A 12,798-nucleotide genomic window follows, 5' to 3' on the forward strand; every position below is an offset into this window, starting at 1 on the left:
CCACCCCCTCTGCGCGTTCCAGACTAGGTTGTCCGCCATGGACGACCCGGTTGCCGCTGGCCAACTGGTGGTCCGCGCCTCCGGAGCCGCGGCCGCCCTCATGGCGATCGAAGGACGATCCCGCCCGGACCCGCCGCAGATCCAGATCCTCCTGCGCGCCAACGTCCCCCGGATCCCGGAACAAGGCGTCGCCCTCTCCTTCGGCGAGTGCTCGATCCGCGTCCGCGGCGGCGTGGTCCTGGTAGCGGTGGCGACGGGCAAGCTGTCGGTGGGGATCGCGGAACTGCGGCCGCTGCTGTTCCAACCGGTGCCGTTGGACCGCGGCCTGCAGGCGCTGGTCGGGTCGTCCGTGGCGCACCTGATCGGCCTGCCCGAGGTGGACCCGCACGGGGCACGCTCGTACGTGCTGGGGCTCGCGGAACTGGTGCTGCGCGGCGCTTTGCGGACGGAGCTCGACCGGGCGGACGCTCTCGCGACGCGACGGCGGGCCGCTGTGGAGTACATCCGGGAGCACTTGGCTGATCCGGAGTTGGGGGCTGACCGGATCGCGGAGGCGCTGTTCGTGTCGCGGCGGCGGTTGTACCAGTTGTTTGATGATGGGGAGGGGGTTTCGGGGCGGATTCGGGCTATGCGGATCGAGCGGGCGCGGGAGCTGTTGGGGGATCCGGCGTTGGGGGTGCGGGGGATCGGGGAGATTTCTCGGCAGTGCGGGTTCGCGAATGCGGCGCACTTTTCGCGGACGTTTCGGAAGGTGGTGGGGGAGGCGCCTTCGGATTATCGGGAGCGGGTGTTGGGGTGACTAGCGGTTGTCCACAACGTGCTTGGTTGTCCACAGGCTCGTCTTGCTGCTCCCGGTTTGTCGGCGCGCCTCGGTAGGATGGGAATCGGGGGCTGCTGGGGTAGATGATCTTCGGCTCGCCTTCGGCATTGCGACACGGACCCGTCGTGGAGCGGAGTGCTCGATGGGGCCAGTCGGCTCGCGACCTGGACCCGTGGTGGAGCGGTGTGCTTGATGGGGCGCGGTCGGCTCGCCTTCGGCATCGCGCTGGATCTGCGGTGGTGCGGTGTGCTCGATGGGGCGAACTTGGTTTGCGCGGGGCCCCTGCGCCACCCGTGGCAGGACCGCAAAAGCCGGGGCCGAAAAGCATGGCCCTGCAGCGAGGCAAGGCTACGGGCACCGCCACCCCACACAAACCAAGTCCGCCCCATCGAGCATTTAGGTGGGCGGCTTCCGAGTGTCCAGTGGCCGGGTTGGGTGGTCGGAGTCGGGTGGTTGGGGTGGCACCGGAAGTTCCGAGTGTCCAGCCAGCGAAACCGAGGGCTAGTCGAACTCTATTGTGGTGATCAATTGGCCTAGGAGGCTGGCCAGTTCCCACCAACCCCTGCCGGTTGGGGAGTGGAGGGTGAAGATGGCGGCTCGGCGGGTGGTGGGGTTGAGGACCACGGCTTGGAGTTGGCAGCCGGGGGTGGTGGTTATTCGTTCGGCTATTACTACGGGGTAGCCGGTTTCGGTGCGGGAGTGGGTGATGTCGGTGATGTCGCCCTGGGAGAGGTGGGTGTGGAGGTCTGCCGGGGTGTGTGGGGTGGTTGTCACCACGGCGGTGAGGAGGGCCGGGTCTGCCGAGGGGTGGGTTACGGCTGCCACCAGACCTGCGCCGCTGGCGTGGGCCAGGTCGGCGGCTTCTTGGGCGGAGTGGGCGAGGCCGGGGTCGTGGTGGGCGTCGGGGCCTCGGGTGGCTGTGATGAGCGCGAGCAGGTCGGCCGCGGTGTGGGTGGGGGAGTCGAGATTTACCGGGGTGATTCCCTCGACGGCCGCTAGCTTCACCGGGGGAGCTCGGGGATGGTGATCGTGGCGCCCGTTCTCGGCGGTGCGGCCAGGGCTGCGGTGAACGCGGCCATGGCCGACGGGCGGGGGGTGGGGGTGGTGGGGGCTGTGACCAGGGTGGCCATCGCCGCGGTGGTGGTGGACATGCGGTGGAGCAGGTCGGCGATGGTCTTCATGGGCACCGGGGCCTCGTTCGGGTTGCCACGCAGGGAATCCAGCTCGTCGGCGACGGTGTTGGCGGCGTGTTCGTGGTCGGTCGCCAGGGTGCGGGCCTCGCGCAGCACCGCCTCCAGCCTGTCCCGCAGGTCGGTCAGCGCCGCCTCCGCCGCCGCGTGTTGGGCTGCGGCGTGCGGTGAGCGGGTGAAGTCGACTTCGTCGCGCCAGCGGTCGACGTCGTCGGTGGTGTCGGCGATGCGGCGGCGCAGGGCGGTGGCGTCGCGGTCGAGGCGGTCGGCGGTGGACCGGTTGACGGCGATGGTGCGGGCCCATCCACTGAGGACAGTCGCGGCCCGGCGCAGCTCGACTTCTCGGCCGGGCGCCAAGCGCCGCAGGTGATCCGCGAACCCCTCGGCCGCTTCCCCAGTCCACCCGGAGACCAGTTCACGACTGCGCGACACCGCGAAGTCCGCTTCCACCAAGGCATCCGCGGCAGCGGTGTACCCACGCGCGAGGTCCGCCACGGCGTCCGCGTCCCCCGACGCCGGGTCGAACCCGAGCCCCGGGTAACTCACCCGAGCCGCCGGGCAGCGTCGGAATCCGCGTCCAGGTATCCGTCCCGAGCAGCCGTGACAGCAGCAGCCGCGCCCTCCAGACCAGCGTTGAGCGAGGTCAGCACCGCACGCGTGTCCGCGGTGAAAGCGGCCACAGCCGAGTTCACCCTGCCCGGACCCGCGTCGACCTCGGCCAACCCGAACTCTGCAACGGCTGATCGGAGAACCGTTGCCGCAGCGGCCAAATCGGCCGGGTCGACGGTGTAACCGGTCATGCGCCGAAGACGGGTGGGTACGCGGGTGGGAGGTCGTCGAACAGGTCCAGACCCTCGATGTACCGGCTCTTGTGCTCGGTGTCGTCCTCGCCGGGAGCGCCCGCACCACCCATGCCCGGGTACATGCCCCCGGCACCACCCGAGGCACCGGCGCGACCAGCGGCACCCTCGGCGAACCCGCCGCCCGCACGTCCAGCGATCCCGCCCGCCCCGGACAACGCTCCACCACGCGGCGTTGCCTCACTGCCGGTACGAGCCCCGAAGCCGGGACCGAAAGCACCGCCACCGCTCTGACCAGCCCCATAAGAACCGTGAGGACCGGAAGGGCCGTAGGTGGATGTCCCCCCAGCAGGCGGGTTCGTGACCCCGGTGGGATACGAGGCGACCTCGGTGCCGTTCTTGTTGCCCGGCGCAGGAGGCTCGGGCTCCGGCGTGGTCTTGGGCGGCACAGGCACAGGCACAGGCGGCTGAGCGGGCGGCCAGGTCTTGTGCTCCGGCATCGGTGTGTAGGTCACCGTCGGCACCTGGTCTGGACCTGCGGGCCGAGGCGCGGGCGCGGTGGCCGTGTAGTCGGGCAGCGCGGCGCGGACGTCGTGGCTCTCGGTGGCGAAGGTCTTCATCACCTGGACGGCTTTGGCCCGCGCCTCGGCGTGCGCCGCCGCGTTGGGCTGGTGGTCGTCGGTGAGGTTCTTGAGCAGGACGGCGTCGCTGGGGTCGCGGTCGACGCGGACGTCGTAGCCCGCCTCGAAATGCCGCTCGGCGTAGTAGAACACCGGCTCCGGCATGTGCTTCTGGGCGCCGACAACGGCTTCGGCGAAGTTGGACAGACCCTCACCGATGCGGTCGGTGGTGTGCGCGGCCTCGCCCGCCCACTGGGTGAGCCGCGTGTTGGACTCCCCCGCGCTCTTCGCGGCCGGACCGCGCCAGGTGCTCAGCAGCCCCTGCAGGATGTTCTGGACCTGCCCGGTGGTGCCCGCGATCTCCTTCGACAGCTCCGACCACTGCCGCGCCCGCTCGGCGAGCTTGCCGGGCTGCGCCTTCATGACCATGTCGTAGAGCGTCGCGTGGTCGTAGTGCTCCCAGTTGATCTGGCGCAGGTCGTCGAGTTCCTTGTTGTGCTTGCGGCCCCGCTTGTGCTCGGCCGCCTCGCGGCGCTGGGCCGCGGTCGGCTTGTGCACGTCGGAGTACGCGCGGTGACCGGACATCAGTGAGCACCCCCGGCGTGGCGGATCGCGGTTTCGGCGTGTTCGTCGACGCTGCGGTAGGCGACCAGGCTCGCCCGGATGGTGGCCCGCACCTCGGCCAACTCCTCGATGTAGTGCGACAGCACCGCGCGCACGCCGTCGGTGGTGTCGGCGCGGCCGAGGAACGAGCGCGACATCGCGGCGGCGACCGGACCGGCGCCCGCGGCGAGCGGGTCGCCCAACTCGTGTGCGGCGTCGCGCTGGCGGATCAGGTCGTCGTGCAGTTCGGCGAGCTCGCGCTCGGCCCGCTCGAGCGCGGCGTAGTCGACCTCGACCACGTCGCCACCGCCGGTGACGGTGAAGTCACCGCGCGGACCGGCGACCACGTCCGGCACCGACTCGACCAGCCCCACCAGCTTGCGCTCGGCGCGCAGCGCCTCGGCCTCGCGCGCGTTGTGCACCCACGTCATCTTCTCCACCCGCCCTTTCCCGAGCCCAGCGTGACCGATCGCGTTCCCGCGTTCCACCCCCACCCCTCCCGAGTGCACAACTGGGCACGTCCAGCGCGCACACGGGCAACCAGCGCAGGTGGAAAAGCGACGCTACCCTCCCCGGGTGAGTGAATTAGACACGAAACCGGTCCGGCGGGCGGTGGCCGCTTCGGCGATGGGCAACTGCATCGAGTGGTACGACTTCGGCGTCTTCGGGTTCATGCCCGCCGTGCTCGGCGCGGTGTTCTTCGACGCGGCGACGCCGACGGAGAACGTGCTGGGGACCTTCGCGGTGCTGGCGGTGGCCTTCGTGGCCCGGCCGTTCGGCGGGTTCGTGTTCGGTCCGCTCGGTGACCGCATCGGCCGCCAGCGGGTGCTGGCCACGACGATCGTGCTGATGTCCGGGTCGACGTTCGCGATCGGACTGTTCCCCTCGTACCAGAGCGCCGGTGTGCTGACCCCCATCCTGGTCTTGCTCGCCCGGCTCGTCCAGGGCTTCTCGGCGGGCGGTGAGTACGGCGGCGCGGCCACGTTCATCGCCGAATACGCCCCTGACCGGCGGCGGGGCTTCCTGGGCAGCTGGCTGGAGTTCGGCTCGCTCGGCGGATACCTGCTCGGCGCGGGCGTGGTCACCACGACCACGGTCGTCCTCGGCGAGGCCGCGATGGCGGACTGGGGCTGGCGCGTGCCGTTCCTGATCGCCGGTCCACTCGGGCTGGTCGGGCTGTACCTGCGCACCCGCCTGGAGGACACGCCGCTGTTCACCGAACTGGCCGCGGAGCAGAAGGTGGAGGCGTCCCCGCTCAAGACCGTCCTGCGCACCCAGTGGCGGCCGATCCTGCACCTCATCGGCTACATCGTCCTGCTCAACATCGCCGACTACACCGTGCTGACCTACATGGAGAGCCACCTGACGAACACCCTGGGGCTCACCGGCAGCACCCCGCTGCTGGTGATCATCGCGGTGATCGTCGGGATGATGGCGCTGGTGGGCCCGGTGGGCGCGCTGACCGACCGGGTCGGCCGCAAACCGTTCCTCTACGCGGCCTGCGCGGGTTTCCTCGTGCTGCCGATCCCGGCGTTCACGTTGATGGACCAGGGCAGCACGGTCGCACTGGTCTTCGGCCTGGCACTGGTCGCGCTGCCCCTGACGTTCCTGCTGGCCACCATCCCCTCGGTCCTGCCCGCGATGTTCCCCACCGAGGTCCGCTACGGCGCGTTCGCCATCGGCTACAACCTGTCGACCGCCCTGTTCGCCGGAACCGCGCCCTACATCGTCACGAAACTGGTCGACACCACCGGCGACGACCTGGTCCCGGCCTACTACCTGATGGGCGCCGCGCTCATCGCGGCCATCCCGATCCACCTCCTCCCGGAGACAGCGGGCAAGTCGTTGCGCGAGGTCAAAGCCCCAGTCGGCTGAGCGGGGGCGTGTGCGCGACCACAGTGGTGCCGGTGCTTACTCTTCGGTAATGAGCCGTACCGCTGAGGCCTGGCCGCCGGTTGAGACCGAGTTGCCGGGGCGCCACGAGGACACGCCCGCGCCGGGGACCGAGCTGCCGCCGCACTACGCGTACTGCTTCGGCTGCGGCGACCGGCAGGAGGACGGGCTGCACCTGCGGGCGCAGGTCGGGGAGGGGCACCACATCCGCTCCCGGTTCACCGTGACCGAGGCGCACCAGGGCGCGCCGGGGTTGGCGCACGGGGGCCTGCTGGCGTGCGCGTTCGACGAGGCGTTGGGCACGACGGTGGGGCACCTGTTGCGCAGGCCCGCGGTGACGGGACGGTTGGAGACCGACTTCGTGCGGCCGGTGCCGATCGGGACGACGCTGGTGATCGACGCGCACTTGGACGGCGTGGCCGGGCGGAAGGTGTACGTCAGCGCTGAGGGGCGCATCGACGCGGAGGACGGGCCGGTGGCGGTTCGGGCGCGGGCGCTGTTCGTGCTGGTGGAGATCAAGCACTTCATCGACAACGGGCGGGCGGAGGACCTGCGCGCGGTCGCGGCCGACCCCAGCCTCCTCGGCTCCCGCCCGGTGGAGCTCAATCCGTAGGCTTGGCCCATGTTCATGGCAGTGGTGGGTCTCGGCGTGCTCGCCCTGCACCTGTACCTGTGGAAGCGGCTGGTCCGGGACACGACGAGATCCCCGCGGGTCAGGCGGGTCGGCACGGTCGTGCTGGCGGTGTTGGCGGTGCTCGCGGTCGCGGCCCTGGTCTTACCCCGGTTCGTGGGGGTGCGGATCGCCGAGTGGTTCGCCTGGCCCGGGTACCTGTGGCTGGCGGTGTTCTTCTACCTGCTGCTGACCCTGGCCGTGCTGGAACTGCCCCGGATGGCGCTGCGGTACTGGACCCGCCCGTCCGGTGAGACCGACGAGAGCAGGCGGCTCTTCTTGGCGCGCGCGGCAGGCGTGGTCGCGGGGGCGACGGCGGCCAGCGTGGTCGGTGCCGGTGCGGTGTCGGCGCTCGGGCCCCCCGCGGTGAAGCGGGTGGCGGTGCCGATCGGCGGGTTGCCGTCGGGTCTGCGCGGTCTGCGGATCGCGGTGGTCAGCGACATCCACCTCGGACCGCTGCTCGGCCGCGCGCACACCGAGCGGATCGTGCGGATGCTCAACGAGACCCAGCCGGACCTGGTCGCCATGGTCGGCGACCTCGCGGACGGGACGGTCGCCGAACTCGGCCACGCCGCCGCGCCGCTGGGCGACCTGGTGGCGCCAACCTACTTCGTCACGACCAATTTACAGATGTCCATACCTTCTCACAACCGGCTTGACCTGCGGATACTCAATGGCAGCGGCCACATCCGCCCTCCGGCGCGCAGTCGGCAGGTGCACGTGCACACGCACGGGATCGCCGTAGCCACACGGCGCTACCCTGGTGGGGGAACGTCCACATCAAAGGTGGTGCAGCGCCATGACGACCGACCCCACCATGCACACAGGTGCCCGGATCAAGTACTTCCGCGAACGCGTAGGCATGAGCCGCGCGGTTCTCGGGGGCCTGGTCGACAAATCGGCCGAGTGGGTCAAGGCCGTGGAGACCGGACGTCTACACACGCCCAAAGTCTCACTGCTCTTTGACATCGCGCGCGCCCTGGGCGTCGAGGATCTAGCGGACCTAACGGGCAACGTCAATATCCCGATCGCGTCGTTTGGTGGCCCGGCGCATACAGCGCTCAGTGAGGTACGCACGGCGCTTACTAGCTACCACCTTCCCCTCTCTGGGACTGCCGCCGCCGACGTCGATCACCTCGCTATGCGGCTCCACCATGCTTGGCACGTTAGGCACACGTCGCCCGACCATCGGACCCAGCTCGGGGTGCTGCTGCCGGGCCTGATCCGGGATGCTCAACAGGCGGTCCGGCAAGCACAACCTGATCGTCGCCGTGGTGTACGGCGTGTCCTTGCCGAGGTGTATCAACTCGCCGACTTCTACGTGGCCTACCAGCCTGCGCCCGAGCTGCTTTGGATGGTCGCGGACCGCGCACTGAGTGAAGGCCAGGAAGCGGACGACCCGTACACCTTTGGAGGCGGAGCTTGGGCGATGGTCCAAGCTCTCCGAGATGGTGCCCGCTGGGATGAGGCCGTGGACGTGGCAACCACTGCTATCGAGCAGCTCACGCCACATCTTGAACACGGCCCCGCGGACTGGACAGGAATGGTCGGCGCGCTGGAGGCAGAGCTTGCCTACGTCTATGCCAGGCGCGGGCGCGCCGGGCTCGCCTTGAGGCATCTGGACCGAGCCCAAGAGGTCGCTCAACGGCTCGGAGGGGGTTATCGGCACACGCAGTCCTCGTTCTCGCAGCCTGTGATGGCTGCTCACGCCACTACTGTCGCCGTGGAGCTGCGCCGCGCAGGGGAAGCCATCCAGGCAGCCCGTCAAGTAGATCCTGACATGATCATCAGTGTTCCCCGCCGCGCACGGCACTTGATCGAGATCGCGAGGGCTCATCATCACACTGGCGATCTACACGCCGTGTACGCCTTGCTGGACAAGAGCTTCCGCACAGCACCGGAGACACTCCGCTACAACGGCTTCGGCCGGAGCATGTTGGTAGACCTGTTGAGTGGCCCTCCGGCGGGACTCAGGAGCGATGTTCAGCGTCTGGCGAGCGAGGTCGGGCTCGTAGCCGCTTAGCCCAATCGGGTGAGGGTACATTTTGTACCCCTTGCCTCGTGATCGGTACCTAGCGTCGGACCTGACCCGACCCGGAGGTACCGAGTGCAGGACCGATCACGAAAATCAGACACGACCAGCGACTGTCAACAGGGGACAATTGGTCACGCCGAGACGTTTCTAGGGCGCCCGTCGGCCCGCTGCCGCAACTGGCGAGCCTTGCCGAGTTCAACCCGGGAGCACTCGTGACCCCGGGCGTGACGCACTGGTGGGACTACCTAGGGGACAACCTCGGTTTTCTACTGGTCATCGGCGGTCTACCCGCGCTTTGCTTCGTAGTACGCCCTGCGCGTCGGTTTGAGCCAAAGATCAAGGGCGCGGAGACGCCCACCGTGGTTTTGCCTGCGGTCACGACTCGCCCGAAATCGACGGAGCAGGTCCCACCACGCGGAGGGTCGTACGGTGCGGCAGCTTGACCCCCAGTTTGCTTTCGACCGTGACGAGATCGAGGAAGTCGACTACCTACTCCGTTGGGCGTGGCTCTCGCGGGACTGGTGGTTCTACTTCATGGGGACGGCTCCCGATGCGATCGCATTGGTGCGGCGCTGGCCCATTGGTGTCGCCGATGTGTTGATCCTATGGTCGCACGCCAACGTATCGGCGTACCGAATGATCTATCGCAACGTTAACGGAGGTGAGGTAAACCCACTTCATCCAACCAAGTTGATCTCACGTTGGATATCTAACAAGCCTTGGGAACTGATCAGATTCATGGTCGAGCAGATTCCTCCAATCCAGGTTGAACTTGACTCGATTGAGGCCAGTGAAGGATTTCGATTGCCCAAGGATGCGGAGTTCTTCATCTATCCCCCGGGACAGCGGAAACTTATCCCATTCCCCAGGGCGACCGCCTTCTCCTCCGACCTGTGGACTTCCTCGAATGGATCATGTCAATGAGGGACCTGGGGGTTCGACAAGAGATCGACGTGCTTCTAGACGGACTACTGCAAGGTGAGTTGGACAACGTTCTGCGCTTTGTTCGTGCTCTACACGACACCAAGCCCACAACACCCGAAAGCCCAGCGCGACCTACCCCGCACAGGCCGCGCGAGGACAGCAACGTGGTGCCGTTGCGCGGGCGCCCGATTGACCTGTTCACACCGCAGACAGATACGGATTAGCCACCCTTCTGCCGTCTGCAATCACCAATGAGACCTGCGCAACCCGAACCTCCCCCTTGGGTTGCGGCAACCCCAGGAGAAAGGAGGAAAAACGACTGTCTAACCCTTCCGCTGAACATTCGACCGGGGTGTCGCCAATGCGGCGCCCCGGTCGCCTCGCACGGGGAGCTATTCATTGATTCGGACCCAACCGCCATTGGGAAGTGCGACCGCCGATCTCCAAAGAGAGCTAGAGAAGCGCGGGTGGGAGCACTGCGCCGACGGCGAGGAATGGATTCAGTTCTTATTCGCAGGCTCATTTGGCGGTGTTGACCGCGCCCGACGCATCGAGCTGTCCGAACTTGGTCTAGAGACTCTGGACTGCACTGTTCGCATCGAAGAATCGGCCCTGGTAGCGGACTACCATCTGGCAGGGGTTGAGGGCGGCTGCTACTGGCATCAACGAAAGCAGATAATCAAGCGAACCATACGGAGGGGCATTCCTTCCGATCTGATGTTCTATGAGGAGCAAGCCCGCGCAGCGGCTACGCCCGAACTTGCAATGTGTCTCCTCTTTGGCGCATGCAGTCGGCGGGAAATTGCCCCTGAGTGACAAGTAGTGGAGATAGGCATAAATGATCCCCGATGTCGCCCGTCGGTGGCGCCATATAAGGTGGCGCGGTGTCTATTGAAGATGAGGCGCATAAACTCGATGCCATCGCCGAGAGACTGGAGGCCCTGTCGCGCCAATTCGCCAGTCAGATGAATGCCTGGCTAAGCGAGACGGACGCGGCCCTCTTAGAGATCCTCGGCTACGGTCTACGCTACGCAGGTTTCGGCGGGCTGCTAGGGGCTGCGAGAGGCAGGACTGAGGAGTTATGCGAAGCCCTAAGAGAGTCCGCGGCGGCCACATCGCGCGCAGCCGCCTATCACGGCCGGAGGAACAGTGGCAATGGGGAGTCCTCGGCATCGGCAGGTCGGTCGGTGCCCGACACGCCTTCCTCGGCTCCAGGGTCGGGCTCGACGTCCAGCGAACCAGGCGGGAATCAAAACGGCGACGCTCCAGAGGCGGCGCCTACCAACACGGGACCTGCCACATTCGGTAGTTCAACCTCCACCAATTACCGAAAGACATTCTTTGATGAGCACCCCGGACTAAAGGGCCAGGTATGGGTGCACCATGCCGTTGAACGTCAGTCGGCAGACATCTACCCGAACGCAGGACTCACGGACGCCGAGATCCACTCTTTACAGAACTTGCGAGGCATCCCGAAGGGCGAAACGAACAATACCGTGCATCTCAGCAAGCTTCGGAAGGCGTGGAACCGCTTCTACGACGAGAATCCAAACGCCACCAAGCAAGACTTGCTCGACTTTGCGACGAAGATGGATGACAAGTATGGCGACCAATTCAAACCTCGGGTACGGTGACGACGTGAGCAGCTTCTATCTATTGGACCCCGAGGTCGCGGGTGAACTCGGCCCACACTCTGTGGTGGACCGAAGCGTACGGCCTGCCGTAGCAAGCAAGGTTGAGTACGCCTTTAGCGAGTGGGTGGGCGATGAGCTGATCACCGCCACACCCGCATTCCTGGTCACCGGAGATCTCGCGGATACACTTCTGCGGTCGAATCTGACCGGATTCGAGATCAGGGAAGCGACCATCACACTTTCCGAGGAGGGCGAGGAGATGATCGGCGACCTATCCAGTCTCCCGCCGTTCAAGTGGCTTGCCATCACTGGCGTAGGTGGTCAAGAAGATTTCGGCCTGGTGTATCCCACGCGCCTTGTCGTGTCGTCCGCCGCAATGGATCTTCTAAACACGCGCCAGTTGCCTCGTTGCGACGTTGCACCATATCGACCAGCGGTCGAGTGAGGCGGACCCAAGGTCACTGGATATGACGAAGGGACCCCGCCGTGTGGCGAGGTCCCCCGCGTCAAGGTCGGAACCGGCGTAGTAGTCCGTCCCCGCTCGACTGGGTTGGACGGTAGCACGGGGAACGTGGGCGGGATGATCTCGCGGGAGTGTTCACCTTGTGGTGTGCACTCCAAACGCCGGGGGTCGTAGGGCGGCACGGGCGGTAAACGGAAAAGGCCGGTCACCTGGTGGTGACCGGCCTGTTTGTTGTTGGTGGTTCAGCGGGCGCCGCGTGCGTACAGCTCGATCCAGACTCGGGAGCCCGCGACCATGTGGGGGCGCAGTTGGGCGAGCGCGGCGTTGAGCTCGGGGAGGCGCTCGGAGGCGGGGTGGCTGACGTAGACGTCCCCGATGCGGACGTCCGGGTGGTGCAGCTCGGCGAGGTTGTCGAGGCGGTAGGGGTGGGCGTGTTCCTGCCGGGGCCGGGTGCGGTGGGCGTCCTCGGTGTCGGTGACGAGCACGATCGAGGTGCCGGTGGGGTGCGGTGCGGGGACGGCGGTGTATCCGGCGGCGGTGAGGGTGCGGACGGCGTCGGCGACGGCCTCGACGGTCGGGCCGTGGTCGGTGGGGTGCGGGTGCATGGCGGTGGTTCCTGTCGGTCAGGTGCCGGTGCGGACCCATTCGGCGACGGCGACCAGGTCAACGTCTGGGCGGTCGAGCGCGGCGTGGGTGAGGGCGAGGGCGGTGGCGCGGTCGACCATGGGGGCGTAGGGCGTGGTGGCCGTGTCGGGGTCGTCGCGGGTGGTGTCGGCGGTGTCGGCGGCGGTGTCGAGGTGTTCGGCGAGTCGGCGGACGCCTGCGGTGGTGAACGCGATGGCGTGGCCATTCTCGGTGCCGTCCGTGTCCAAAACCGAGACGACGAAGTCGCCGCGTGCGCGGAGGAACGCCTCGACCCGGTGGCGGCTCTGGTAGTCGCCGTGGTCGGCGGCCTCGGCCTGCACGGTCCGCAGGGCGTTCGCGACGTCGCGGGCCTGCGTGGGGGTGAGGTCGAGTTCGACGCTGGATCGGCCGTTGGGTGAGGTGATGGTGACGACGAGCAGAACGAGGTGGCGGACGGTGCCGACGGCGAGGTGGTCGGTCGGGGTGTCCCGGCAGCGGTGGATGTGCACGCGGCCCCTTTCG

Annotated in this window: 15 protein-coding genes; 8 read left to right on the plus strand and 7 right to left on the minus strand. The window is 67.4% G+C overall.

The window, feature by feature from the left end:
- Window positions 1-37: 37 nt before the first annotated feature.
- Window positions 38-799, plus strand: coding sequence for a helix-turn-helix transcriptional regulator (locus tag JOD54_RS04190; RefSeq protein ID WP_204449254.1), 762 nt, complete (start codon window positions 38-40; stop codon window positions 797-799).
- A 522-nt stretch (window positions 800-1,321) separates the two neighbouring features.
- Here the strand turns inward: JOD54_RS04190 and JOD54_RS04195 are convergent.
- From JOD54_RS04195 to JOD54_RS04215, 5 genes are read right to left on the minus strand one after another with little or no spacing between them, the layout of a single operon-like run.
- Window positions 1,322-1,825 carry a hypothetical protein gene (locus JOD54_RS04195; protein ID WP_204449255.1) on the minus strand — a complete coding sequence of 168 codons (504 nt, stop codon included), beginning with the start codon at window positions 1,823-1,825 and terminating at the stop codon, window positions 1,322-1,324.
- Window positions 1,822-2,556, minus strand: coding sequence for a hypothetical protein (locus JOD54_RS04200; RefSeq protein WP_204449256.1), 735 nt, complete (start codon window positions 2,554-2,556; stop codon window positions 1,822-1,824). Before JOD54_RS04200 ends, JOD54_RS04195 begins: the two co-directional genes overlap by 4 nt.
- Window positions 2,553-2,810 carry a hypothetical protein gene (locus tag JOD54_RS04205; RefSeq protein WP_204449257.1) on the minus strand — a complete coding sequence of 86 codons (258 nt, stop codon included), beginning with the start codon at window positions 2,808-2,810 and terminating at the stop codon, window positions 2,553-2,555. Before JOD54_RS04205 ends, JOD54_RS04200 begins: the two co-directional genes overlap by 4 nt.
- The gene (locus tag JOD54_RS04210; protein ID WP_204449258.1) at window positions 2,807-4,015 is read right to left on the minus strand and encodes a WXG100 family type VII secretion target; all 1,209 of its coding nucleotides are present in this window, start codon (window positions 4,013-4,015) and stop codon (window positions 2,807-2,809) included. The genes JOD54_RS04205 and JOD54_RS04210 overlap by 4 nt, the downstream gene beginning before the upstream one ends.
- Window positions 4,015-4,464, minus strand: a complete 450-nt coding sequence (locus JOD54_RS04215; protein ID WP_204449259.1) for a hypothetical protein — start codon at window positions 4,462-4,464, stop codon at window positions 4,015-4,017. Before JOD54_RS04215 ends, JOD54_RS04210 begins: the two co-directional genes overlap by 1 nt.
- Before the next feature lie 196 nt (window positions 4,465-4,660).
- On the opposite strand from JOD54_RS04215, the gene JOD54_RS04220 reads away from it, so the two are divergent.
- The 7 genes from JOD54_RS04220 (at window position 4,661) to JOD54_RS04245 (ending at window position 11,634) form a co-directional block, all read left to right on the plus strand.
- Window positions 4,661-5,908 (plus strand): MFS transporter, encoded by a 1,248-nt coding sequence (locus JOD54_RS04220; protein ID WP_204456078.1) that lies wholly within the window; start codon window positions 4,661-4,663, stop codon window positions 5,906-5,908.
- Between the two features lie 49 nt (window positions 5,909-5,957).
- Window positions 5,958-6,539 carry a PaaI family thioesterase gene (locus JOD54_RS04225; protein WP_204449260.1) on the plus strand — a complete coding sequence of 194 codons (582 nt, stop codon included), beginning with the start codon at window positions 5,958-5,960 and terminating at the stop codon, window positions 6,537-6,539.
- A gap of 9 nt (window positions 6,540-6,548) precedes the next feature.
- Window positions 6,549-7,562, plus strand: coding sequence for a metallophosphoesterase (locus JOD54_RS33915; RefSeq protein ID WP_239573278.1), 1,014 nt, complete (start codon window positions 6,549-6,551; stop codon window positions 7,560-7,562).
- Window positions 7,459-8,619, plus strand: coding sequence for an XRE family transcriptional regulator (locus tag JOD54_RS04230; RefSeq protein ID WP_239573819.1), 1,161 nt, complete (start codon window positions 7,459-7,461; stop codon window positions 8,617-8,619). Before JOD54_RS33915 ends, JOD54_RS04230 begins: the two co-directional genes overlap by 104 nt.
- A 441-nt stretch (window positions 8,620-9,060) precedes the next feature.
- On the plus strand, window positions 9,061-9,555 hold the full coding sequence (locus JOD54_RS04235; protein ID WP_204449262.1) for a hypothetical protein: 495 nt from the start codon (window positions 9,061-9,063) through the stop codon (window positions 9,553-9,555).
- A gap of 884 nt (window positions 9,556-10,439) precedes the next feature.
- Window positions 10,440-11,189 carry a hypothetical protein gene (locus tag JOD54_RS04240; protein ID WP_204449263.1) on the plus strand — a complete coding sequence of 250 codons (750 nt, stop codon included), beginning with the start codon at window positions 10,440-10,442 and terminating at the stop codon, window positions 11,187-11,189.
- A gap of 4 nt (window positions 11,190-11,193) precedes the next feature.
- Window positions 11,194-11,634 carry a hypothetical protein gene (locus JOD54_RS04245; RefSeq protein ID WP_204449264.1) on the plus strand — a complete coding sequence of 147 codons (441 nt, stop codon included), beginning with the start codon at window positions 11,194-11,196 and terminating at the stop codon, window positions 11,632-11,634.
- 260 nt (window positions 11,635-11,894) lie between these two features.
- Here the strand turns inward: JOD54_RS04245 and JOD54_RS04250 are convergent, their stop codons facing one another.
- Together JOD54_RS04250 and JOD54_RS04255 are read right to left on the minus strand one after the other, a co-directional pair.
- Window positions 11,895-12,257 carry a hypothetical protein gene (locus JOD54_RS04250; RefSeq protein ID WP_204449265.1) on the minus strand — a complete coding sequence of 121 codons (363 nt, stop codon included), beginning with the start codon at window positions 12,255-12,257 and terminating at the stop codon, window positions 11,895-11,897.
- 18 nt (window positions 12,258-12,275) lie between these two features.
- A complete protein-coding gene (locus JOD54_RS04255) occupies window positions 12,276-12,785 on the minus strand; it encodes a hypothetical protein (RefSeq protein WP_204449266.1) in 510 nt (169 codons plus the stop codon).
- Window positions 12,786-12,798: the final 13 nt, after the last annotated feature.

The sequence above is a fragment of the Actinokineospora baliensis genome, assembly GCF_016907695.1.
Classification (GTDB): Bacteria; Actinomycetota; Actinomycetes; order Mycobacteriales; family Pseudonocardiaceae; genus Actinokineospora; species Actinokineospora baliensis.